The organism is Candidatus Limimorpha avicola, assembly GCF_056978975.1.
Map to the genome: position 1 here is coordinate 33,502 of NZ_DBMCYK010000015.1, position 23,851 is coordinate 57,352.

Consider the following 23,851-nt stretch of genomic DNA (forward strand, 5'->3'; position numbering starts at 1 on the left):
ATGAGATGGTTTATTGACATATTAACGGTATGGCGTTATGAATTCAAACGTATAATTCATGATGAAGGAGTATTATTATTCTTCTTCGCCGTACCTCTCTTATATCCTTTGTTGTATTCTTACTTATATAACAACGAAATAGTCACAGAAGTACCTGCCGTTGTCGTAAATGACTCACATTCCTCTTTGAGTCGTGAGTTCATCAGAAAAGTTGATGCAACAGCCGACATCAGAATAGTGGCACAATGCGCTGACATGGAAGAAGCTAAAGAAATGCTGCATCGCAACGAGGCATACGCCATAATTTATATCCCTTCATCTTTCGACAACAAATTGTCCGAAGGACAACAAGCTACCATAAATGTCTATTCCGACATGAGCGGATTCCTATATTACAAAGCCATATATAGCGCATGTGTAGAAGTATCATTAGACATGAACAGTGACATCAAGGCTGAACACCTCAACGGTGCTACAGATAAACAAATCAAGACATTTTCCTACCCTATCGAATACCGCTATGTACCTATGTTCAACACTCAAAGCGGATTTGCATCTTTCTTGATACCGGCAGTATTGATACTCATAATACAACAAACTATGGTATTAGGTGTCGGAATGCTTGCCGGAGACGAACGCGAACGAATAAAAAAAGGCAAAAACATTTTTTCATCAAACGACAGCAAACCGCTACAAATCGTTTTGGGACGCGCCGGCGCATATTGGGGAATATATGCTATCATTAGTGCTTACCTCGTTTGCTTAATACCGCTAATTTTCAATCTTGTTCATATTTGGCAATGGAAAACATTGTTACCGTTCATGTCAATATATATAACCGCATGTGTCTTTTTCAGCATGACATTATCCATATTGTCCCGTGACAGAGAATCACTCATACTTGTATTCGTTTTCATGTCAATACCTTTGCTTTTCATGTCAGGTTTGTCCTGGCCTGTACAAAGTATGCCATTAATATGGAAAACACTGTCGCATCTTTTCCCTTCAACATTCGGAATAACCGGATATATCCATATCTCCGAAATGGGCGCAGTGACAACAGACATTCATTATGAACTGATTGCTTTATGTGTGCAAAGTGTTGTGTATTTCATAACAACCTGCATCCTTTACAGAAGAAGATACCGCAAAACTCGTTTTGCCCTGAATAAAGAATTATTGTCATAATTAAAAAAACAGTAATTTTGCAGCAAAATAACATTACCATGAAAGATTTGGTTATTTTCGATTTGGACGGAACATTATTATATACATTGGAAGATTTAAAAGACAGTGTCAACTGTTGCATGTCGCATTACGGCTACCCCCAAAGAACATTGGACGAAATTTGCAGTTTTGTTGGCAATGGAGTAAAACAGCTTGTAAAACTATCTCTTCCTGAAGACATTACAGAAGACAAGTTCGATACCTGCTATGAATTCTTCAAGACACATTATGCAGCACACTGTTGCGACAAGACAAAACCTTACGACGGCATTATCGAAGTATTGAAATGCCTAAAAACAGAAGGAAAGAAAATCGCAATAGTATCCAATAAATTCCATGACGCTGCAGTAGAAGTTTGCGAGCATTATTTTAAAGGTCTCTATGACATGGTTGTCGGCGAAAGCGAAACTGTAAGACGCAAGCCTCATCCCGATGGCATATTCAAAATTCTTGAGACTTTTGGTATAGAAAAAAAACATGCTATTATGTTCGGTGATTCAGAAGTCGATTTCAAGACAAGTGCCAATGCCGGAATAGATTTCGTTGCTGTATTATGGGGATTCAGAGATGAAAAGTTCCTCAGAGCTAACGGCATCACTTCAATGATACACAACACTAATGATATTATATCTATTGTCAATAATAATTGAATCATAATTGTTACCTGAAAATAAATTTATTTATGCATAATTATATTGGAAACCGTCATATCATGTCAAAAATAAAATAATAATGCTATTGGAAAAACAAAGGTTGAAACCAAACAATTGAGAAAAAACATAATTTCTATAACAACATCAAAGAAATAAACAATATAGCACTTTTTATTATTATATCATAAAAAATCAGTATCGGTACAATTTAGAAAATCTTAACTTTTAACCCATATCAACAAGTTTTTGAAAATTGCACTAAAAAACTCTCTCGTTCTTTCCACAAAAAACATTTTGCAAATATTACGAGTTGTAATTATTTTTGCATTTAGAATCATCAAACAACCATGACACCATTCTCAATTTATAAGATTTATTTCAGTCCGACAGGAACTACAAAAAAAATTGTCGATACAATCGGTGATGAATTATCAAGACTATTTGCTGTAATCACTAAAACATATGATTTCACTCTACCAATACGCCGTCAATCCTTTCCGGAAATTTCTTCGGAAGATATTGTGGTTTTTGGACTTCCGACTTACGCCGGCAGACTTCCAAATCTGCTTCTTGACTATTTAGATACCATAAATGGCAACTCTGCCTTTGCAATACCTGTCGTCACCTTTGGCAACAGAGCTTATGACAATGCCCTTGTAGAATTGAAGAATCTTCTTGAACAACATGATTTTATGACCATAGGTGCCGGGGCTTTCTCCTGTGAACATTCCTTTTCATATACTTTGGCAGCCGGACGACCGGATGAACGTGATATTGCTTTTGCAAAAGATTTCGCATCAAAAATGTATGACAAGATTCTAAAAATAAATATAAACGAATATGAACACACTGCCATTCATGTTGACGGTGATGCCTTGTCAGGGTATTATCAGCCCCAGACAAACAGTGGTGTAAAAATTGACATAAGAAAAGTAAAACCAAAGACAAGCAGCACATGCATAAAATGCGGTCTGTGTGCTGAAAGTTGTCCTATGGGCTCTATCTCTTTTGTTGATTTTTCAGAAGTTACGGGAATTTGTATAAAATGCGGTGCTTGTGTCAAAAAATGTCCGACCCATGCGAAATATTTCGACGACGAAGGTTATCTGTACCATAAAACTGATCTTGAAAAGAAATATATGCGCAGGGCAGAGAATAAGATTTTTATTTAATATATTATACAACAGTAAATACCGGTTGTCTTGAATTAAGATTGAAATAAATTCAGTGTTTACTCACAACAACTCAAAATATCTCATTAATATGCTCATCAAACAATAGATAAACAACAGCTCCACCAATATATTGAATTCGGACTTCTACGTAAAAGTCTTATCATAGATATTTAAATATAACTTGCAGAAATTAAAAGAAATTGAAAAACTTGCTTTATTTATAAAATAGAATTTTTCAAACCATCTTCATAATTTAACCTGACAGATGGCTCTTCAGTTTCATATTTTACAAAAAAAATTATCTTTTATAAGAAATTTTGTCTATTTTTGCCAATTATTTTTTGTAATTTCGGTTGAAAATGGAGTTTTTATTACCACTAATTTTAGTTTTCGTTATTGTATTAGCCATTTTAGGATTATGTGCCGGTGTCAGCAACGATGCTTGCAATTTCATGTCGTCTGCTGTCGGAACAAAATCCGCATCATACAGAACTGTTACAATTATTGCCGCCATTGGTGTAATCATTGGAGCGACGACAAGTAATGGCATGATGGAGATAGCAAGAAACGGAGTCATGGCACCCGAGTTCTTTTATGCCAATGAGGTAATATTCATCTTTCTATCTGTTGTAATATCAAATCTTATCCTACTCGACATCTTCAACAAGTTGGGATTACCCACCTCGACATCGGTATCATTAGTGTTCGAGTTGTTGGGAGCCACATTTGCCATGGCTATCATCAAGACACACACAGGTAACGTGGAAGGCAGTATCAGTCAGATGATAAACACCGACAAAGCGCTAACCATGATACTTGGCATATTCCTGTCTGTGGCAATCGCCTTTGTTTTCAGCATCATAATACAATATATCACACGTCTTATCTTTACTTTCAACTACAAAAAGAACTTAAAATGGAAAATAGGCATCTTTGGAGGTATAGCAACGACGGCATTAGTGTATTTTATGCTTATCAAAGGCCTCAAAGGTGCATCATTTATGACAAAAGAAGTACAATCTTGGATCGATGAAAACACCTTGATGTTATTGGGATGTATTTTTATTTTTCTCACTATATTGATGCAGCTATTGTACTTCCTAAAAGTTAATGTTTTAAAAGTCATAGTATTGATAGGTACATTTGCCTTAGCAATGGCATTTGCAGGCAATGACCTTGTAAATTTCATCGGTGTGCCATTGGCATGTCTCGATACATATATAAGTGTCAAAGCAAGCGGATTACCGTTGGACCAACATCTCATGTTCTCTCTTAATGGTTCCGCAACAGCAAGTTTCATATATATTTTAATAGCAGGTATAATAATGGCTGTTACATTACTGACATCGAAAAAAGCCAAGATTGTGTTACAGACATCTTTGGATCTGTCAAAACAAAATGCCGGTGATGAACAGTTCGGGTCTTCACATGTCGCAAGAAGCATTGTGAGAATAACAAACAACATCATCAGCGCAGTAAACAATGCCATGCCTAACAAAGTCAAGGTATGGATCGACAGTCGTTTTAATCAAAAAGAAGCAATAATAGAAGATGATGCATCTTTCGACCTTATCAGAGGTTTGGTAAGTATTGTGTTAGCATCAATGATAATAGCATTAGGCACATCGTTAAAACTACCATTATCAACTACATACGTAGCTTTTATGGTAACAATGGGTGCATCTCTCGCCGACAGGGCATGGTCTCGTGAAAGTGCGGTCTTCAGAGTCACAGGCATGTTCTCGGTGATTGGAGGCTGGTTCATCACCGCCATCGCAGCATTACTGCTCAGCTTCATCATAGTTCTGATATTCCACTATACAGGTGTAATAGGCATCTTGGTAATGATAGGTATAGCAATGTTTATCGTTCTTAAAGACATTAACGGCAACGACAAGAACATTTCCGAAGACCCTGTTTTCGACAATGCTGTCAACTCAAATGACAAAAATATTATTCTCAATGCTCTTATGGAACATAACAAGAAGAGCATGACTGATATGTTGGACTTCTTTAAAAATGTATATATCAACATAATAGACGCTTTTGCCAAAGAAGACATTAAAACTTTGCGCAAGTTACTGATACAATGTAAGGAACAGAAAAACGTGATGAAAGTGATGAAACGCAAGGAGATACAACTGATGCGTAAGATTGACGAAAATCTTGTCATTAAGAAAAATACCTGGTTTCATCTTAACTACAACTGTGTAGAACAAATATTGTATTCATTACGAAGAATTTGCGACCCTGTCAAAGAATATGTGGATAATTCTTTCACTCCTCTTAACGATAAATATTTAGAAGAGCTGAACGAAGTAAAAAATAAAGTGTTATGGGCTATAGATGCCACCAACATTACCATATATTCTGCTGATTATAAAGATGTTGATGCTGCCATAGAACGTATAAAAAACAGAGAAGACAGTATTATGGCTATCAGTATGAAACAGATGAACAGAATACAGGACAAACAAGAAAATATTGATTTATCTTTACTATATCTCAATATTATACAAGAGTCGTTTGAGATAGTTGTTGAATTACGACATATATTACGTGACTCTGCCATGTTTAACGAAAAAACATTATAAACCTTATAAACAAACAAACTATGTGTGGAATTGTAGCATACTTGGGAAATCAGGAAGCATATCCCATTCTGATAAACGGCTTGAAACGTTTGGAATATCGTGGATATGACAGTGCAGGTGTAGCACTACTCACTAACAATGATGAACTTAATGTGTACAAAACGAGCGGTAAAGTATCAAATTTAGAGCATTATGCAGAAACGTTGGACAAATCAGGAAACATAGGAATAGCCCATACCAGATGGGCAACACATGGAGAACCCAACAACATAAATGCTCATCCACATTGCTCTCAGTCAAATAGAATAGCATTGATACACAATGGCATCATTGAAAACTATCTTATTCTCAAAAAATCTCTTGAAAAAAGAGGTTACGTTTTCAAATCAAGTACCGACACGGAAGTACTTACAAATCTCATCGAAGAGGTACAACTGACAGAGAAAGTTGACCTTTTTGAAGCAGTACGTATAGCTCTAACTCAAGTGGTAGGTGCATACGCAATAGTTGTAATGGAGAAAGGACATCCTCATGAACTTATAGCAGCAAGAAAAGGCAGTCCTATGGTAATAGGTATCGGAGAAAATGAATATTTCATAGCATCTGATGCCACTCCTATAGTAGGAAAAACCACTCATGTGGTTTATATGGAAGATGAACAAGTGGCAAAGATAAAACTCGGTGAAGAGTTACATGTAAAAACCATAAGCGACGTTGACATCACTCCCAACATTCAAGAATTACAACTTGACTTAGAATCAATAGAGAAAGGTGGTTATGAACATTTCATGCTTAAGGAGATTTACGAACAACCCTCCACTGTGCGTGATACCATGCGCGGACGTCTGCATCCTGAACTTGGCACTGTGACATTAGGAGGAATAATGGATTATGAGAAAAAGATACTTAATGCCCGCAGTATCATATTCGTAGCATGCGGCACTTCATGGCATGCGAGTTTAGTCGGCAGTTATCTCATCGAATTCTTTGCCGGCATTCGTGTCCAGGTAGAATACGCCTCTGAATTCAGATATCGTCATCCTGTCATATATCCCGATGATGTGGTAGTGGCAATATCACAGTCGGGAGAGACAGCAGATACCTTGGCCGCCATACAACTTGCCAAAGAAAAAGGCGCTACTGTTTTAGGTATTTGCAATGTCATTGGTTCTTCTATCTCCAGAGCCACCGATGCAGGAGTCTATACACATGCCGGTCCTGAAATTGGAGTAGCTTCTACAAAAGCTTTTACATCGCAAGTTACAGTACTGACAATGTTGGCATTACGTCTCGCTGAACTGAATGGATACACTCCTAAAAACAAACTTATTGAGGTAATACACGAACTTGACACCATACCGGATAAGATACAAATTACACTCGACAGATGCGATTTAGTCAAAGAAGTCGCCAAGATTATGAAAGACAGCAACAACGCTTTGTATCTCGGTCGTCTTCAGAATTATCCGGTAGCCCTTGAAGGTGCATTGAAACTCAAAGAGATATCCTATATTCATGCCGAAGGATATCCGGCAGCTGAAATGAAACACGGTCCTATTGCCTTGATTGACCCTAAACTACCCGTCATTTTTATAGCTACCAACAAACGTACCTATGAGAAAATAGTAAGTAACGTACAAGAGGTGAAAGCGCGTCAAGGCATAGTTATTGCAATAGTAACAGAGGGTGATGTTTTGATAAAAGAAATGGCAGACTATGTAATAGAAATACCTGATACTATCTCGGTTTATTCTCCATTACTCGCCACAATACCATTACAACTGCTGGCATATTATATTGCTGTTATGCGAGGTTGTAATGTTGACCAACCACGTAACCTTGCAAAATCTGTAACAGTCGAATAATACATTTTGTTATATTATTTACTGAAAATATAGACGTGCATCAAGTGCGTCTATATTTGTATTGTCACCTTAACATCATCAATTGAAATAATTTTCCTCTAAAATATTGGACTTTAACATATTTTACTACCTTTGCAAAAAATTATTAAAATAATGAACAAAAAATTTTTCTTGATTGCAAGCATTATTGTACTGACTGTTTCAATATTCCACAAGACATCAAATGCACAGGACAATAAGTTTAAAATCAATAATTTAAGTATTGAAGCAAGAGCAGATTTCGTTTTTTCTGCACACGACAGTATCACTAACAGCGGATTCAACGGCAAATTGCTCAACTTCGTGTTGAAAGGTCAGATTACAGACAAATTCTCATACAGTTTCAGACAAAGACTCAACAAAATATTACCTGCATCAGATGATTTCAACTCATTCTACAATCTTTTCGGCAATACTGACTTTATAAATTTAACATATCACACTACTGAAAATCTGTCGTTCACTGCCGGTAAAATGACACTTGCCGTCGGCGGTTGGGATTATGACTTGGCTCCAATAGACATTTATTTCGGCTCTGCTTCATGGAACGATTACAGTTGTTATCAATTTGGTATAGCCTCATCATACGAGACATCTGACAAAAAGAATGTTTTTACATTTCAATTCACAAACTCGCCATACATATTAAATCCTAATGAAGGATTATATGCTTATAACCTGATGTGGAGCGGAAACTTCAAACATATCAAGACAACTTATTCATTCAATATGTTCGAATTTAGAAAAGGTAAATACGTGAATTTCATCGCTACAGGTACAAAATTCATTTTCGGCGGTTTTACAGGATATATCGATTTTACCAACAGGGCATTGTTTGAACAGGAACAATTCTTCTTCAAGGATATGAGTTTAATAGCAAAGGCTGATTATACTTTTAACGAAAGATTGTCCTTGTTTGTAAAAGGCGGTTATGAAGTAAATGACTTCCCCGTCATAGAAGATCCTTTATATGAAATCTTCGATCCGAGTATTCTACCCGGTTATGAATGTGCATTTTATGGTTTAGGAGCCGAATTTTATCCGCTAAGAGGCAAAAATGATATTCGTCTTCATTGTTTCTTTGCTGTAAATCAGACACCTGACATGTTGACCTATCAAGCCAATGCCGGTATTACATGGAGAATTAAATTTAAAAAATAACAATAAATGAAAAAGTTTCTCAACAGATTGCACTTTCTGACAAGAAGAAGAATAGAAGCTGTTACATTTCTAATCATATTCTTCTTGGTATTTGGTTTCATTGGATATAAAATGGGATTTACCAATATGTTAAACACAATCATGCAGACATCATACAGTCTTCTCATAGAAACAGTATTATATATTATGGCAATAACGGTAGTGTCGGGTGCATTAGGAAGTCTTCTTGTAGAATTCGGTGTAGTCCGCTTGATAGAATATTTCCTTAAACCGTTGATGAAGCCGCTGTATAATCTTCCGGGAGTTGCAGCTCTTGGTGGAATTATGACATTCTTATCCGACAATCCTGCTATCATCAGTCTTTCAAAAGATAAAAACTTTACACAGTTTTTCAAAAAATATCAACTTATCTCACTTACCAACTTCGGCACCGCATTTGGCATGGGTCTTGTCGTTGTCATATTTATGATGGGAAAAGGTTACGTTGCAGGAGCGTTAATAGGCCTTTTGGGCGCCATACTAGGCAGCATAGTATCTACAAGGCTGATGCAAAAATTCATTTTGAAATCTCATCCCGAACTTAATGCAGAAGAAGAAAGCAAAGGCGATGAGTCTAAAATATCATTCAAATCGGAAGGCGGTGTCTTTTTACGTTTTCTCAATGCCATTCTCGATGGCGGCAAATCAGGTGTCGATGTGGGTCTTGCCATTATTCCCGGTGTGCTCATCATCTCTACTTTCGTAATGATGATAACTTTTGGAGAACCAGAAGGAGGTTACACCGGCGGTCCTTATGAGGGGATAGGACTGTTGCCTTATCTTGCCAACAAAGTCAACTTCATCTTTGAATGGCTTTTCGGCTTCAAGAATCCTGAACTGTTAGCATTTCCAATAACATCACTTGGCGCTGTAGGTGCAGCCTTAGGTCTCATTCCTCGTTTCATGGCAGAAGGTCTTCTAAATGGCAACGCCATTGCTGTATTCACTGCCATGGGTATGTGCTGGAGCGGATTTTTAAGTACACATACTGCCATGCTCGACTCATTGGGATATCGTAACCTTACTTCTAAAGCCATAATTGCTCATACCATTGGAGGTTTTGTTGCCGGCATTGCAGCACACTTGTTCTATCTTCTATTTTCATTGATAGCCTAAAAGATTATTATGCAACGTATAACATTAGGAAAAACCGGTATCACCGTAAACAAAAACGGGTTCGGAGCTTTGCCTATACAACGTATAAGCATGGAAGATTCCGCTAAACTGCTTCGCAAGGCTTATGACAACGGTATCGATTATTATGATACGGCACGTTTTTATACCGACAGTGAAGAGAAAATAGGTGTCGCCTTGCATGACGTCAGGAAAAATATAATAATAGCCACCAAAACCGGTGCGCTTACTGCTGGAGATTTTTGGAAAGATTTAGAGACAAGTTTAAGGCTGCTTCAGACCGACTATATAGACATATATCAGTTTCATAACCCTCCATTTTGTCCCAAACCAGGAGACGGCAGCGGTCTTTATGAAGCCATGCTCGAAGCTCAACGTCAAGGCAAGATAATCCATATTGGTATCACAAACCATAGATTGTCAGTAGCCCATGATGCCATAGATTCAGACCTCTACGAGATGTTGCAGTTTCCTTTCTCTTATTTGGCATCCGACAAAGACATTGAAGTAGTAAAGGCTTGTCTTAACAAAAAAATGGGATTTGTATGTATGAAAGCATTGTCTGGCGGTCTCATCACTGACTCAGCCACTGCATACGCATATCTTGCCGATTATGACGTGCTTCCTATATGGGGTGTTCAACATGAAAACGAACTCGACGAGTTCATATCTTACCAGGATAATGCTCCTGCCATGAATGAAGAACGTTGGGAAAAAGTTAGAGAGGACAGAGAAATGCTAAAAGGCGACTTCTGCCGAGGTTGTGGCTACTGCATGCCTTGTCCGGCAGGTATCGATATTTGTAACTGTGCAAGAATGAGTCTATTTTTACGCCGCGCTCCTCTCAGCGTATATCTTGCCGATGAATGGAAAGTAAAAATGAAACAGATAGAAAATTGTCTCCATTGTAATCAATGCAAGAAAAAATGTCCATACGGTCTCGATACTCCGGAACTGTTGAGAAGAAACTATGAGGACTTCAAGACATTCATCTAATAATATATAATGACCATAAATACTATATTATTTTCAGAAATTTGCAAAAAACATATTTTACGTAAGATAAATTTATAAAAAAACAGATAAGATTCAGGTGTTTCCTAATCCTATCCGGTAAAGATTCTGTCGTGCAAATTTTCAATCGACAATTGTCATAGAAAGGTCAACCAAAGTCATTACGGTAAAACCATCCGAAAACATATTTTACCATACAAAAGTTTCTAATTTTCAAACATCATTTAAGTTTGTAATAATCCTCATCTTTTACTGACTCGAGCCATTCGTTTCGTGATTTTTCTCCAGGAACTTCTATGGCGAGATGAGCGAACCAGCTGTCAGCGGCAGCACCATGCCAATGTTTGACGCCCACCGGAATATTGACGACATCACCCGGCAACAATTTACGTGCCGGTTTACCCCATTCCTGATACCAACCTTCGCCTGCCACACAGATAAGAATCTGTCCTCCACCCTTGTTTGCATGATGTATATGCCAATTATTGCGACATCCCGGCTCAAAGGTAACATTACAGACAGGTATCTGAGTATCGGACAAAGTTGCGATATAACTTTGTCCCGTAAAATATTCGGCAAAAGCGTCATTAGGCTGACCTATTGGGAAAAACATCTCTTGCTCAAAAGCCGAACTGTCATCAGAGGCTGTCGTCTCATCAGCCCATACCTCTTTGGCAAGACGCAATGCTGCCCATGCCTTCGGCCAACCGGCATAAAATGCCACATGTGTCAATATTTCTGCAATTTCATCGCGTGTAATACCATTTTTTTTGGCTTCCTGCAAATGATATATTAACGAACTGTCGGTAATACCCATGCTTACAAGGGTTGTAACAGTAATAAGGCTGCGATCGCGTAAACCGAGTTTGTCGGTACGACTCCACACTTCTCCAAAAAGAACATCATCATTCAATTCAGCAAACTTGGGAGCAAAAGCACCCAACTGATCTCTTCCTGCTGTCTGTTTTACTTTGTTTTGTGCCATAACTTTTGTAATTGTTGTAAATGTAAGCAATAACATTGCCAAAATCATTATTTTTTTCATAATTAAATAAAATAAGATATTCATATACAAAAATAATTCAAAAAAGATACCGGGTAAATAATCATTATACGGTAATTATTACCATTATTCCTGATTCGAACATTTTTTTACAGTCATTAAAATACAGAATGTAGCCGTAATTCATATTTCATACAAATACCCAACAGGCACTGTCATTCTATTTACATGTGTTATTTTGCAAAATTTTATCAAACAATACATAAATCATCTTGTTTGAAAAGCAAAAAACACGCTTATGGACAATACAAAAACAAAAACAGCAGCCAAGTTAGGAGTATTCACCATAGCCATCATGAATGTAACGGCAGTTGTATCGTTACGAGGGCTTCCATCGGAGGCGGAATACGGACTAAGTTCGGCATTCTATTATCTTTTTGCAGCGATAGTGTTTCTCATTCCCACAGCTCTTGTCGCTGCTGAGTTGGCAGCCATGTTTTCCAACAAAGAAGGCGGAGTATTCAGATGGGTAGGAGAAGCTTTCGGAAAACGTCTCGGATTCCTTGCAATATGGCTTCAATGGATTGAAAGCACAATATGGTATCCTACAGTATTGACATTCGGTGCCGTATCTTTAGCATTCATTGGCATCAATCCACAAGGCGACATGTTACTTGCTTCCAACAGGATATACACCCTCGTTGTAGTATTGGTCATTTATTGGCTTGCCACTTTCATATCATTGAAAGGATTAGGCTGGGTCGGCAAGATATCCAAAATAGGAGGACTCGTAGGTACCATCATACCTGCCGCACTGCTCATAGTACTCGGTATCATTTATGTCAGCACCGGTGGCAAACCACAAATGGACCTCAGCGGCAGTTTCTGGCCGGATTTGACAAAATTAGACAACTTGGTTCTCGCCTCCGGCATATTTCTTTTTTATGCAGGTATGGAAATGTCCGGCATTCATGTCAAAGACATGGATAACCCAAAACGCAACTATCCTCGTGCTGTTTTCATCGGCTCACTTATCACAGTACTGATTTTTGTACTCGGCACCTATTCTTTGGGATTTATCATACCTCAAAAAGATATAAATCTGACACAAAGCTTGTTGACCGGATTCGACAATTATTTCAAATATGTCAGGATGTCATGGATGTCACCAGTAATAGCTGTTGTCCTTGCATTTGGTGTCCTTGCCGGAGTATTGACATGGGTTGCCGGTCCTTCAAAAGGTATATTTACCGTTGGCAAAGCCGGCTACCTGCCTAAATTCATGCAGAAAACCAACAAAATAGGAGTACAGCGTAACATCTTGATAATACAAGGTTGCATTGTGACAATATTGAGTTTATTGTTTGTAGTCATGCCTTCCGTTCAAAGTTTTTATCAGATATTGTCTCAACTTACAGTGCTGTTATACCTTATAATGTATCTATTGATGTTTGCTTCTGTCATATATCTGAGATACAGCATGAAAGATGCAGAACGTCCTTTCCGTATTGGTAAAAACGGCAACTTCTTGATATGGATTATCGGAGGGATGGGATTCTTAGGTTCATTGTTGGCTTTTGTCTTGAGTTTCATACCTCCGTCACAAATCTCTACCGGCAGCAATACTGTCTGGTTTACTGTCCTTATATTGGGTTGCGCAATATTTGTAGCATTACCTTTTATTATTTATGCCATGCGTAAACCGGAATGGCAGGACAAAAGCCAAGACAATCAATTCCAGCCTTTCCATTGGGAAACACCTGCTACAACACAAACGACACAAAACACCAATACTCCAAAAACAACAACAAAAACTACAGTAAAAACACACTGAATTAATTGAGAAGGTATGTCTATAATCTTATAAGTGTTTCAATTTACAGCTATAAGACACAGACATACCTTTACCTCTCTGATTAATATTAAATAACAATATTAACGCAACTTTCACATCTTCTGTAAAATGACTATATTTATTCATTTGCGTTTATTTCGAAAAAACTCTGTCAACAACGATAAACACTCTTCTTTCAACACACCTGTGCTAACGGACGTCTTAGGATGCAGCAAATTACCAAAACGTTGAAAGCCATTTTTGACATCATCACAAGCCCAAACAACTCTTTTGATATGACAATGTTCCAAAGCTCCGGCACACATCACACAAGGCTCTAATGTCACATAAAGCGTACACTCTTCTAAATATTTGGCACCCAAAGCATTACATGCAGCAGTAACAGCAAGTATCTCGGCATGCGCAGTAACATCGTTAAGCAACTCCACCTGATTATGCGCCTTGGCTATTATCTTATTACCACATACTATAACAGCACCAACAGGGACTTCGTCTTCCTCAGCAGCGACAGCAGCCTCATTAAGAGCCTGTTGCATATAATACTCATCAGAAAAAACCGACAGACCCATCATTTGCCCATATCTATCACATTGATGACCTTGCCTTCTTCATCATAAAACTTCCACATCCCGACCTGTTTGCCATGTTCATAAATGCCATCGATGCTAATCTTCCCATTGTTATGATAGACAATGCCACGACCCTCTCTGAGACCATTCTTAAAAGAACCTACACTCATCAACTTGCCATCAGGATAATAACCTAAAAAACGTCCCTCCCTTTTACCATTTACAATCTTGCCTTCTAAATTCAAAATGCCATTATCATGATACCATTTCTCACCGACTAAAGTCTTCTTTTTTCCTTCTACCTCATAATAATACACAATCTTAGGTGTATTGTTGCTCTCATGACGTTCCTTCACTTCTTCCACCATGATTTTTTCTTTATTTCCGGAACAAGATACAAGTGTCAACATGGCAAAAAATACATAAAATAAAAACTTCATATCATTATCTATTAAATATCAATCTTTTAGCATTAATAATATCTTCAATAATCCCATCATGATACACAAGACTTCCATTAACGAAAGTACTGTCAACACTATTACTTAATACTATTCCATTATATGGAGTCCATCCACATTTATATAAAACGTTTTCATTGTTTACGTATTGTTTCTTATCCGGATTTATTATCACCAAGTCAGCATAATACCCTTCTCTTATGAAACCTCTTCTGTCTATTCCGAACAGAATTGCAGGATTATGCGACAGTTTCTCCACCACTTTTTCCAATGTCATTACACCTCTGTTTACAAATTCCATAAGACCGGTAAGAAGATGTTGTACGGAAGGACCTCCCGACGGAGCAGAAAAATATGGTTTGCTTTTCTCTTCCAAGGTATGAGGAGCATGGTCAGTAGCCACAACATCAATACGGTTGTCAATGACGGCAGCGAGCAATGCACTCCGATCCTGTTCCGTCTTTACAGCAGGATTCCATTTGATGAAGTTGCCTTTGCTTTCATAATCTTTATCATTAAACCAAAGATGATGAAGACACACCTCTGAAGTTATCATTTTGTCTTTTAAAGGTATATCATTTCTAAACAACGACATCTCCTTTTCTGTGGAGACATGAAGGACATGAAGACGGGTATTATATTTCTCAGCTATCTCAACAGCTTTTGAAGAAGAACGGTAACAAGCCTCAGCACTACGTATAAGAGGATGAATCATGGCAGGAGCGTCATCGCCATAACGTTCTTTGAACATCGCTATGTTGGCTCTTATGATAATTTCGTCTTCACAATGTGTTGCCACGAGGCATGGAGCCTCTCTGAAAATGCGTTCAAGAATCTCTTCTTTATCAACCAGCATATTACCGGTACTCGAGCCCATAAACACCTTGATACCGCAGACCTCACGCGGATTGGTTTTCAACACTTCTTCTATATTGTCGTTAGAAGCGCCCATATAGAAAGAATAGTTACAATACGACTTCTCGGCAGCAATATCATATTTCTGTTGTAAAAGCTGTTGTGTCAATGTATTAGGCACGGTATTAGGCATATCCATGAATGAAGTCACTCCACCTGCCACAGCGGCTCGGCTTTCAGTTCGAATATCTGCCTTATAAGTCAGCCCCGGTTCTCTAAAATGGACCTGATCATCTATGACACCGGGCAACAGATATTTGCCACGTGCATCTATTACGGTATAACCTTTCCACCTGGTCGAGTCCATGGCATCCGTACCTCTCGCTATCTTTTCTATAAACTCTCCTGAAACAGCAACACTTGCCAAAAAAGATTCCCCTTCATTGACAAGTGTTGCATTTTTAATAATATAACCCATTGATTATCATATTTTTACATTATACTAACTTTTCTTGGGTTTTATTTTGCCTGTCATGCCTCTCCATCTAAGATTGATGACACCGAAAACAGCTTCCCTAAAGATACCTTTTGACATTTTGGAAGTACCTTCAGCTCTGTCGGTAAAGATGATAGGGACTTCTTGTATCTTAAAACCGAGTTTCCATGCAGTATATTTCATCTCTATCTGGAAAGCATATCCCACAAACTTGATTCTGTCTAAATCAATAGTCTCCAACACCTTCCTTTTATAACACACGAAACCTGCAGTAGTATCCCTAACCATTATCCTTGTCACAAAACGCACATAAGCAGAAGCATAATAAGACATGAGTACACGACCCATTGGCCAATTGACGACATTGACACCGGTAATATAACGAGAACCTATTGAGAGATCAGCACCTTCTGCACAAGCATCATGAAGTCTGATCAGGTCGTCAGGATTGTGTGAGAAATCAGCATCCATCTCAAAAACATACTCATATTCACGTGCCAAAGCCCATTTAAAACCATGAATATATGCTGTCCCAAGACCCAATTTACCCTTACGCTCTTCCATAAACAGCCTGTCTGGAAATTCCTTCATCAATTCTCTTACAATATCAGCTGTTCCATCCGGACTGTTGTCTTCAACAATAAGAATATCGAATGGCATACTGAGATTGAAAACATATCTTATTATTTTTTCAATGTTTTCTTTCTCGTTATATGTAGGTATAATAACAACGTTTTCTGACATAAAAACAATTATTTCAAAATCAACGTCAATTTAATGTTAATATTATATTGATGAATGAAAAACTTCATTTACAAGAAGAAACCATCATCAATAGGTACAGCGTTCTCCTGTCAAATCGACATCTTTAAGTGAACGCAATACGAGCTGCATCTCTGTATTGTAAACAGTGACTATACCTTTTATCGAGCCTTTGCCGCTCGGTACAGGCTGCAACGCAAAACTCGAATAACTGCTTGTACGTACAATAACAGATTCATCATCATTACAATCTGCATACAAAGTACGATTACCGTAATCATCGGGCTCGGCATAAGTCAACAAAGTGTCGGAAGCCTTGAATTCGGCATTGTCTATTTGAACGAATCTACAAAGATACATGGAAATCTCCGACAACGTTATTACAACAGGAGTTACCTCACAATTGTTTTTCAAAATGATGATATTGTTAGGATCCAAATCCTGAATCTGAGGCAAACCCTTATAAGACGACAAGGTAGCACCTTTAAGACATACCCTTACGGAATCACCTATACGCAAGGCACTTGTGGCATTGAGATAAAGCTCTATGGCAGCGCCATTACTTTCGATAAAAGCCTGTTTGTAGAGATTTCCTGACGTCTCATCAGCAGTAACAATGCCATAGACAGATGCGTCCTCAGTGAAAGTAAAGGAATAATCGCTAAGTCCACCCCACATTTCAAGCAATTCTGCTATGGTATATACCGTACCCTCAGGAATAGGTTCTATGTTAGGCGCGGGAAAGTTATTATCACGCGCATCTTTTTTTACGCAAGAGGCACATATCACGACCAACACCATGAATACTACAGCCAAATTTCTCAATAATTTAAACATTTCTTAGAAAATTTAATTATTCCACAACAACATTTTTAACTTCCCAAGTGGCACTTTCAGTACTGCTACTCATATATTTAAATGCTATTCTCACATTGCTGTTACCTGTAAATGATGAGAGATTCATAGCATTTGAATTTACAAAACTCCAATCCTCACCTGTAGGATAATTAGGTATCTGTACCTGTGTCCATGTTGCCGATGACGGCATGCCTGACACATAATCCGTCGAAACCCATACTGTCAAATCATTCTCCGGTGATGATGTAAATTTATAAGCATGGTCAAAAGACAATGAGGCATCTCTTATGCCACTCAAATCTATAGAAGGAGAAATGAGCCAACTCTCAGCCTCGCGATTGCTGCCGCCCACAAATGCACTCGCCTTCATGCACTGATAATCGGGAGCATGCATCCACACATAAGAAAGAGCCTGGTCCATATAAACATCGACCAATGAGAAGTCACCTTGTCCTGAAGCGAATGTCTCGCTAAAGATGACATCACCCTGTCCGGGGTTGTTAGGCTCGCCTTCTTCAATAGCTATGGATTTTATCTCTATGGTACCGGCTTTCTCATCTGTAGAAAGATATCTCACCGCAAAATATATCGTACTTCCGGAATATGCGGAAAGATCTATCTCCAAGGTACTGAAAGTGACCCAGTCGGAACCCGCCACCAATGTCGTTGACAACTCATTCCACGTAGCAGTAGAAGGCATATCACCAATATTGTAATCCGTTGACACAAGGAATGTCACATCAGAGTTAAGATTATTGAAATAACGTGCTATATAAGACACCGTAGCCTTAACTTTCTGAGCGGAAAGATTTACAGGTGATGATATCAGCCAGTCTTCATTGGCATAATTGACAAAATCGACAAAGCCTGTCATCTTGGCTGTCTGGAAATCTATCATCCACGACTGTGCACCGGAGACATCCTGTGTGGTATAAGTGCCAAACTCATTAGTGAACGACTGTACATAAGGAAGAGACTGTATCTCACCTACATTGCCACCGCCACCTGTCGCCTGACCTTCCTCTATACTGATGCTACGAATCTCAATGGTACCGGCTTTCTCATCGGTAGAAAGATATTTCACAGCCAGAGTAACTTCTTGACCTACAAAAGCATTAAGGTCTAACTCCGTAGTGATAAATGTCTCCCAGTCAGCACCTGATACCAAAGAAGAGTTAATCTTGGTCCATGTTGCATTTGATGGAGCATCATTAAAAGTATAGTTGGTAGAAGCATAGAATGTTATATCATTATTAAGATCATTGAAATAACGAGCAATATAAGTAACTACCATTTTGGCTTCTGTCACAGTTTTAAGATCAACAGGTGATGATATAAGCCAGTCTTCATTGGCATAATTGGTATAATTCACGAAGCCTGTCATCTTGGCTGTCTGGAAATCTATCATCCACGACTGTGAACCGGAGACATCATAAGTTGTATAAGTTCCGAAAGAAGTAGTAAACAACTGAGTATAAGGCAACGACTGCAACTCACCGGCATCATCGCCAACATTGGCTTTGCCTTCCTCAATACTTATTGACTTAACTTCTATAGTGCCGGCCTTTTCTGCTGTTGACAAATATTTCACAGCCACGCATACCTGTTGACCTACAAAGTTACTAAGGTCTATTTCCGTAGTTATAAAATTCTCCCAGTCATAGCCACCCACAAGATTGGCATGCACTTCTGTCCATGTCGCAGTATTAGGATTTTCTTTAAACACATAATCGCTCGACACCTGTATCGTAATGTCAGAACTGAGATTATTGAAATAGCGTGCTATATATGTCATCACCATCTTGGCATTCTGTATGCCGGTAATATTTACAGGTGATGAAATAAGCCAGTCTTCATTCGCCAAATTATTCTCGCCATCATATCCTGACATCTTGGCAGTCTCAAAATCTATAGTCCAAACCTCATCGCCTGCAACATTATATGTAATATATGTACCAAAAGATTTATCGAAATTCTGAGTGTACGGCAAAGTCTGAACATCGCCCTGCAAATTAATAGGCGGGTCATCAGGCTTTCTTTTACATGATGATACCGTTGCGACAATACATATTGCCATTAAAAGCATAACAATGCTTTTTTTAGATAATCCTGTTAATAATGTTTTCATATTCTTTTCAAATTAATGTCTTATTGTCAAACTGATAAAATAATTCAAGCCATAAAGATAAGCATATTTATCCGGGAATCTCTCAGGATCTTCATAATCGCTACGCAGCTGCTCATATCCATAAAGGATAATGTCTTTGTTGTTGAGTAAGTTATTGATACTTACATTAAGCAAGATGGTATAACCTTTCACCACCCATGACTTGCCTCCATAAAAATCGAGAGTAAAGGCAGACGGCAATTCCACCTGGTCGAGTATAAGAGCTCTGCGTTCATCATTATCAATACAATACTCAAAAGCATCCATAGTATGGTTACTTGGATTCACAGCAAGATAATAATTATCGAAATAATTTCCGTTCAGACTGACCCACCAAAAACGAGGAGCATTATATTTCAATCCAATAGAACCTACTGTCTGAGGCATCTCTCCGACATAATAATTTTTAAGATATGCTGTCTCACCTTCATAAATAGGTACAGCGTTGTTATCTTCAAATACATTGACTTTAGGATTATTGGAATAATACTGTTCTCCAACATTAGCTGCCAGCTGCACACTGATGGTATTGGTAACATTAATCTCTGCGCCTAATTCTACACCTTGAGACACCTCATTTATATCATTCATGATATAATTGACGAATTTTCCGGTACCTTCATAATAGAAACTACGATTCCATGTAAGATCATAAAACTGTGTTCTATAAGCAGTAAGACGAGCTTTCATGAAAGGCGAACGATATTCATAACCCAAGTCGAACGACAATATCTTCTCGCTATCCAATCCCTGCACCACTGTATTTCTCACACGAGGAGCCACGAAAGCACTTCTGAAATCAGGAGCCTGTGTTTTAAACATCACATTGGCGACAATGTAATTACGTCCGTTGATACTGAATTTAGCACCTGCCTTGGCACTGCCGTTAATAAAATTCAACTTTTCAGAATCACCGTATGATTCCTCCGGGAAACGACCATTCTTGAAATTGCCTGTACGATACAACTGTGTAAAAGTTCCTTCTGCACCGAAGAAGGCATCCCATCTGCCAACAAGATAATTAAGTTGTCCCCAGATATTAGCATTGTTGCGATTTGCTATATAATCGTATCCGAAAACGTCCCCCACAGTAACGACATGATTGGTACATAACAAGTTGTTTTGTTGAGCCACAGTATAGTCGAAAGCCTCTCCATCAGCATATTTGTCAATATCGAGATAATAGTCTCCACCTAACAAATCAGCTATCTTTTTATAATAATGTGTCTTGGATACTCCTATTTTAATACCTCCGTCAAGATGGAGATAAGGATTGATTTCATAGCTAAAATTGCTTACCAAACCACCCATATTCTTATCCTGACGACGTTCTTCGACAATATATTTGGAAAAATTACCGGCTATGGTATTTCCCTCAACCCCATTGGCATTAAATACTGTTTGAAGATGTCTCATGTTAGCAGCGTAAAACTCGTCCCAATTGATCTGGTGCATCGACGGATCATTGATCCAATTATTCATATATTCAATATATCCCTCTTCAGTATAACCGTCTTTTCCCTGATTAAGCTGATAAAGGTAATAACTCGGGAGGTTACGGTAATAATCCGGACGCGGGTCGGCTGCCTCAGCCCATTCGAGTGAAGTATAACCGCCTCTTCCGAACCAATAATATGCAGTAGTGTTGATTTTCAATTTCTCAGAAGGAGTCCAATAATGTTGTAACTGGAACATCGGCTGATGATACGTACTCACTCTGGCGCTACGTTTAAATCTGGTGCCATCAGAAGCAGTCTGCCAACCCCAATTGGGATTGTAATAATTGTCGTCGAGCAAGTCGAATACCTCTTGCACAGTTGGAGATGCAGAAGCTCTTGAGGATGGTGCTGCGAAGACCAAAAAGCCTAAAGCATGTTTGTTATTGAGACGTTTCTCGGCAGAGAACAAATAACTGTAGGCATCATACCATGTACCCTCCTGATATCCGTTCAGCGACCAGCGACGTGATGCCGATACGGCAAAAGCCCAGCCGTTGTCCATAAGCCCTGTAGCTGCCGTCAACATAATACGGTTGTTGTATGAACGATTTGAATTGGCATAACTTACAGAAGCCTGACGACGATAATCGCTCGCTCTCGTCGAGATAGCTGTCAACCCTCCTGAGCCACCGAAACCAACATCGGCAAGTCCGGTGTTAAGAGTCAATGTTGTGTTGCGCATGGCATCGTTAAGACCTCCCCAATTGGAATAATAAGGACGTCCACCCTCCGGGTCGTTCATTGGAACACCATTAATCATGACATCGGTGTACTTGGAATCGTATGCTCTTACCCTGAAACGCCTCGAACCAAAATTATATGCGGCAATATTACTGAAGACATCACGCGATGATTGTAAGAAAGTCGATACATCATTGGTATTATCACCTTCTTCATCACCTATGTCCATGATAATCACTGTCGGTAAATCAGTGTGCTGCGAACCTATACTGTCAGGTTCGACTGTTTGAGTTTTTGCAACAATTACTAATGCTGCAAATAAAACACATAATAAAAACCTTTTCATTACTCTTTTATTAATTCCTTTCAACTCGCAAAGGTACAATAAAATTAACTATTCCAACAATTAAGAAGGAAAAAATTAAATCTTTGGAAACAATTAACAACAAAATAATATTTTTATAATGATTTCTTAATTTTCTTAAGAATTTTTGAATAAAATGTTTTTATCATAACCATTTCTTAATTGTTTTTTTCTTGTTCAATCACTAAAATAGCTATCTTTGCCTGACTTATTAGACAATAAAACCATTATAACCATGACAAAGAGATTAATATTTTTAGCATTAGCATTGATTTCTATGAGTTTTGGGGTCAACAAGGCACAAAACCAATACAAAATGGGACTTGTAGGTTTCTATAATTTGGAGAATCTTTTCGACACCATCAACGACCCAAACATCGATGACGAAGAATTCCTTCCTGAAGGAAAAAATCGTTGGAATACAGAGAAATACAATACAAAACTTCATAATTTGGCATACGCCATTTCCACCATCGGTACCGACAAATCAGAAGGACAGTTTTACACTCCCGACGGCATAGCTGTTTTGGGAGTCTCGGAAATGGAAAACCGTCGTGTGTTGGAAGACCTTGTGGCTCAACCGGAAATAAAAGACCGCAATTATCAGATAATTCATTATGAATCACCGGACAGACGAGGTGTTGACGTAGCATTGCTGTACAATCCGAAATATTTCACTGTCAAGAACAGCAAGTCTTATCATCTTCATGTGCCGGACCGTCCGGATTTCGTGACACGTGACCAACTTGTGGTGACAGGTACTTTTGATGATGAAGAGATGTCGTTCATCGTGATGCACTGGCCGTCACGTTATGGTGGTGAAAAACGTTCCTTGCCGGGACGTCTTGCCGCTGCTGCTCTCTGTCGTCACATTGCCGATTCCATCATTAACGAGAATCCCAACGCCAAAATCGTCATGATGGGCGACTTCAACGACTATCCTACCAACAAAAGCATCATTGAAGGCCTTAGAGCAAAAGGTTCTGTCAAAAACCTGAAAGAAGGCGATTTCTTCAACCCAATGTACGATCTGCACAAAAAAGGCATAGGTACCAATTATTATAGAGATGTGAAAGGAGTATTAGACCAGACGATAATCACTCAGTCTTTGTTGAAAACAGATTTCAGCACTTACCAGATGTTGAAACCTGTAGTACACGCCAAATCATTTCTGATGCAACACGAAGGCAGATACAACGGTTATCCTTGGCGTACTTTCGGCAGCGGGGTATGGCTCGGCGGTTATAGCGACCACTTCCCAGTTTATATTATTTTGCTAAAGAAAATATAATGATTTTCTATAATATAATTTAATGGCGTGTCATAATTGATATTTTGGCACGCCTTTATGATTTTTCAAATCATAATACTCAAAAAAAC

Annotated in this window: 18 protein-coding genes; 10 read left to right on the top strand and 8 right to left on the bottom strand. The window is 38.4% G+C overall.

All coding sequences use genetic code 11. The features are described from left to right. The 8 genes from ACZOVS_RS07570 (at position 1) to ACZOVS_RS07605 (ending at position 10,883) form a co-directional block, all read left to right on the top strand. Positions 1-1,188 (top strand): ABC transporter permease, encoded by a 1,188-nt coding sequence (locus tag ACZOVS_RS07570; RefSeq protein ID WP_483996630.1) that lies wholly within the window; start codon positions 1-3, stop codon positions 1,186-1,188. A 38-nt stretch (positions 1,189-1,226) separates the two neighbouring features. Continuing rightward, positions 1,227-1,877, top strand: a complete 651-nt coding sequence (locus tag ACZOVS_RS07575) for an HAD family hydrolase (RefSeq protein ID WP_483996631.1) — start codon at positions 1,227-1,229, stop codon at positions 1,875-1,877. Between the two features lie 350 nt (positions 1,878-2,227). Continuing rightward, positions 2,228-3,052: an EFR1 family ferrodoxin gene (locus ACZOVS_RS07580; RefSeq protein WP_483996632.1), complete on the top strand. Its 825-nt coding sequence runs from the start codon at positions 2,228-2,230 to the stop codon at positions 3,050-3,052. A gap of 362 nt (positions 3,053-3,414) precedes the next feature. Next, positions 3,415-5,649 carry an inorganic phosphate transporter gene (locus tag ACZOVS_RS07585; protein ID WP_483996633.1) on the top strand — a complete coding sequence of 745 codons (2,235 nt, stop codon included), beginning with the start codon at positions 3,415-3,417 and terminating at the stop codon, positions 5,647-5,649. A 20-nt stretch (positions 5,650-5,669) separates the two neighbouring features. Further along, positions 5,670-7,514 carry a glutamine--fructose-6-phosphate transaminase (isomerizing) gene (gene glmS / locus ACZOVS_RS07590; protein ID WP_483996634.1) on the top strand — a complete coding sequence of 615 codons (1,845 nt, stop codon included), beginning with the start codon at positions 5,670-5,672 and terminating at the stop codon, positions 7,512-7,514. A 153-nt stretch (positions 7,515-7,667) separates the two neighbouring features. Further along, on the top strand, positions 7,668-8,714 hold the full coding sequence (locus tag ACZOVS_RS07595; protein WP_483996635.1) for a porin: 1,047 nt from the start codon (positions 7,668-7,670) through the stop codon (positions 8,712-8,714). Positions 8,715-8,720: 6 nt separating this feature from the next. Further along, on the top strand, positions 8,721-9,869 hold the full coding sequence (locus ACZOVS_RS07600) for a CD0519/CD1768 family membrane protein (RefSeq protein WP_483996636.1): 1,149 nt from the start codon (positions 8,721-8,723) through the stop codon (positions 9,867-9,869). A 9-nt stretch (positions 9,870-9,878) separates the two neighbouring features. Further along, positions 9,879-10,883, top strand: a complete 1,005-nt coding sequence (locus ACZOVS_RS07605) for an aldo/keto reductase (RefSeq protein ID WP_483996637.1) — start codon at positions 9,879-9,881, stop codon at positions 10,881-10,883. A gap of 238 nt (positions 10,884-11,121) precedes the next feature. Here ACZOVS_RS07605 and ACZOVS_RS07610 read toward each other — a convergent pair whose 3' ends face one another. Beyond that, positions 11,122-11,946 carry a carboxymuconolactone decarboxylase family protein gene (locus ACZOVS_RS07610; protein WP_483996638.1) on the bottom strand — a complete coding sequence of 275 codons (825 nt, stop codon included), beginning with the start codon at positions 11,944-11,946 and terminating at the stop codon, positions 11,122-11,124. Between the two features lie 256 nt (positions 11,947-12,202). On the opposite strand from ACZOVS_RS07610, the gene gadC reads away from it, so the two are divergent. After that, the gene (gadC, locus tag ACZOVS_RS07615; protein ID WP_483996639.1) at positions 12,203-13,738 is read left to right on the top strand and encodes a glutamine/gamma-aminobutyrate antiporter GadC; all 1,536 of its coding nucleotides are present in this window, start codon (positions 12,203-12,205) and stop codon (positions 13,736-13,738) included. Positions 13,739-13,881: 143 nt separating this feature from the next. On the opposite strand, the gene ACZOVS_RS07620 is transcribed toward gadC, so the two are convergent. The 7 genes from ACZOVS_RS07620 to ACZOVS_RS07650 form a co-directional block, all read right to left on the bottom strand. Further along, positions 13,882-14,331 carry a nucleoside deaminase gene (locus ACZOVS_RS07620; RefSeq protein ID WP_483996640.1) on the bottom strand — a complete coding sequence of 150 codons (450 nt, stop codon included), beginning with the start codon at positions 14,329-14,331 and terminating at the stop codon, positions 13,882-13,884. Further along, the gene (locus tag ACZOVS_RS07625; protein ID WP_483996641.1) at positions 14,328-14,768 is read right to left on the bottom strand and encodes a toxin-antitoxin system YwqK family antitoxin; all 441 of its coding nucleotides are present in this window, start codon (positions 14,766-14,768) and stop codon (positions 14,328-14,330) included. The genes ACZOVS_RS07620 and ACZOVS_RS07625 overlap by 4 nt, the downstream gene beginning before the upstream one ends. Before the next feature lie 4 nt (positions 14,769-14,772). After that, a complete protein-coding gene (locus ACZOVS_RS07630) occupies positions 14,773-16,122 on the bottom strand; it encodes a dihydroorotase (RefSeq protein ID WP_483996642.1) in 1,350 nt (449 codons plus the stop codon). 24 nt (positions 16,123-16,146) lie between these two features. Beyond that, positions 16,147-16,884, bottom strand: a complete 738-nt coding sequence (locus tag ACZOVS_RS07635) for a polyprenol monophosphomannose synthase (protein WP_483996643.1) — start codon at positions 16,882-16,884, stop codon at positions 16,147-16,149. An 87-nt stretch (positions 16,885-16,971) separates the two neighbouring features. Further along, positions 16,972-17,739, bottom strand: coding sequence for a DUF5689 domain-containing protein (locus ACZOVS_RS07640; protein WP_483996644.1), 768 nt, complete (start codon positions 17,737-17,739; stop codon positions 16,972-16,974). A 16-nt stretch (positions 17,740-17,755) separates the two neighbouring features. Beyond that, a complete protein-coding gene (locus ACZOVS_RS07645) occupies positions 17,756-19,888 on the bottom strand; it encodes a choice-of-anchor J domain-containing protein (RefSeq protein WP_483996645.1) in 2,133 nt (710 codons plus the stop codon). Positions 19,889-19,900: 12 nt separating this feature from the next. Next, complete coding sequence (locus tag ACZOVS_RS07650; protein WP_483996646.1) at positions 19,901-22,453, bottom strand: hypothetical protein; 2,553 nt, start codon at positions 22,451-22,453, stop codon at positions 19,901-19,903. Between the two features lie 253 nt (positions 22,454-22,706). Here ACZOVS_RS07650 and ACZOVS_RS07655 point away from each other — a divergent pair, with 253 nt between their 5' ends. Further along, positions 22,707-23,762 (top strand): endonuclease/exonuclease/phosphatase family protein, encoded by a 1,056-nt coding sequence (locus ACZOVS_RS07655; protein ID WP_483996647.1) that lies wholly within the window; start codon positions 22,707-22,709, stop codon positions 23,760-23,762. Positions 23,763-23,851: the final 89 nt, after the last annotated feature.

What these genes read in the sequence shown, in the direction of transcription:
- ACZOVS_RS07570 (WP_483996630.1), top strand. Translation starts at nt 1, where the DNA reads ATGAGATGGTTTATTGACATATTAACGGTATGGCGTTATGAATTCAAA.
- ACZOVS_RS07575 (WP_483996631.1), top strand. Translation starts at nt 1,227, where the DNA reads ATGAAAGATTTGGTTATTTTCGATTTGGACGGAACATTATTATATACA.
- ACZOVS_RS07580 (WP_483996632.1), top strand. Translation starts at nt 2,228, where the DNA reads ATGACACCATTCTCAATTTATAAGATTTATTTCAGTCCGACAGGAACT.
- ACZOVS_RS07585 (WP_483996633.1), top strand. Translation starts at nt 3,415, where the DNA reads ATGGAGTTTTTATTACCACTAATTTTAGTTTTCGTTATTGTATTAGCC.
- glmS (WP_483996634.1), top strand. Translation starts at nt 5,670, where the DNA reads ATGTGTGGAATTGTAGCATACTTGGGAAATCAGGAAGCATATCCCATT.
- ACZOVS_RS07595 (WP_483996635.1), top strand. Translation starts at nt 7,668, where the DNA reads ATGAACAAAAAATTTTTCTTGATTGCAAGCATTATTGTACTGACTGTT.
- ACZOVS_RS07600 (WP_483996636.1), top strand. Translation starts at nt 8,721, where the DNA reads ATGAAAAAGTTTCTCAACAGATTGCACTTTCTGACAAGAAGAAGAATA.
- ACZOVS_RS07605 (WP_483996637.1), top strand. Translation starts at nt 9,879, where the DNA reads ATGCAACGTATAACATTAGGAAAAACCGGTATCACCGTAAACAAAAAC.
- ACZOVS_RS07610 (WP_483996638.1), bottom strand. Translation starts at nt 11,946, where the DNA reads ATGAAAAAAATAATGATTTTGGCAATGTTATTGCTTACATTTACAACA.
- gadC (WP_483996639.1), top strand. Translation starts at nt 12,203, where the DNA reads ATGGACAATACAAAAACAAAAACAGCAGCCAAGTTAGGAGTATTCACC.
- ACZOVS_RS07620 (WP_483996640.1), bottom strand. Translation starts at nt 14,331, where the DNA reads ATGATGGGTCTGTCGGTTTTTTCTGATGAGTATTATATGCAACAGGCT.
- ACZOVS_RS07625 (WP_483996641.1), bottom strand. Translation starts at nt 14,768, where the DNA reads ATGAAGTTTTTATTTTATGTATTTTTTGCCATGTTGACACTTGTATCT.
- ACZOVS_RS07630 (WP_483996642.1), bottom strand. Translation starts at nt 16,122, where the DNA reads ATGGGTTATATTATTAAAAATGCAACACTTGTCAATGAAGGGGAATCT.
- ACZOVS_RS07635 (WP_483996643.1), bottom strand. Translation starts at nt 16,884, where the DNA reads ATGTCAGAAAACGTTGTTATTATACCTACATATAACGAGAAAGAAAAC.
- ACZOVS_RS07640 (WP_483996644.1), bottom strand. Translation starts at nt 17,739, where the DNA reads ATGTTTAAATTATTGAGAAATTTGGCTGTAGTATTCATGGTGTTGGTC.
- ACZOVS_RS07645 (WP_483996645.1), bottom strand. Translation starts at nt 19,888, where the DNA reads ATGAAAACATTATTAACAGGATTATCTAAAAAAAGCATTGTTATGCTT.
- ACZOVS_RS07650 (WP_483996646.1), bottom strand. Translation starts at nt 22,453, where the DNA reads ATGAAAAGGTTTTTATTATGTGTTTTATTTGCAGCATTAGTAATTGTT.
- ACZOVS_RS07655 (WP_483996647.1), top strand. Translation starts at nt 22,707, where the DNA reads ATGACAAAGAGATTAATATTTTTAGCATTAGCATTGATTTCTATGAGT.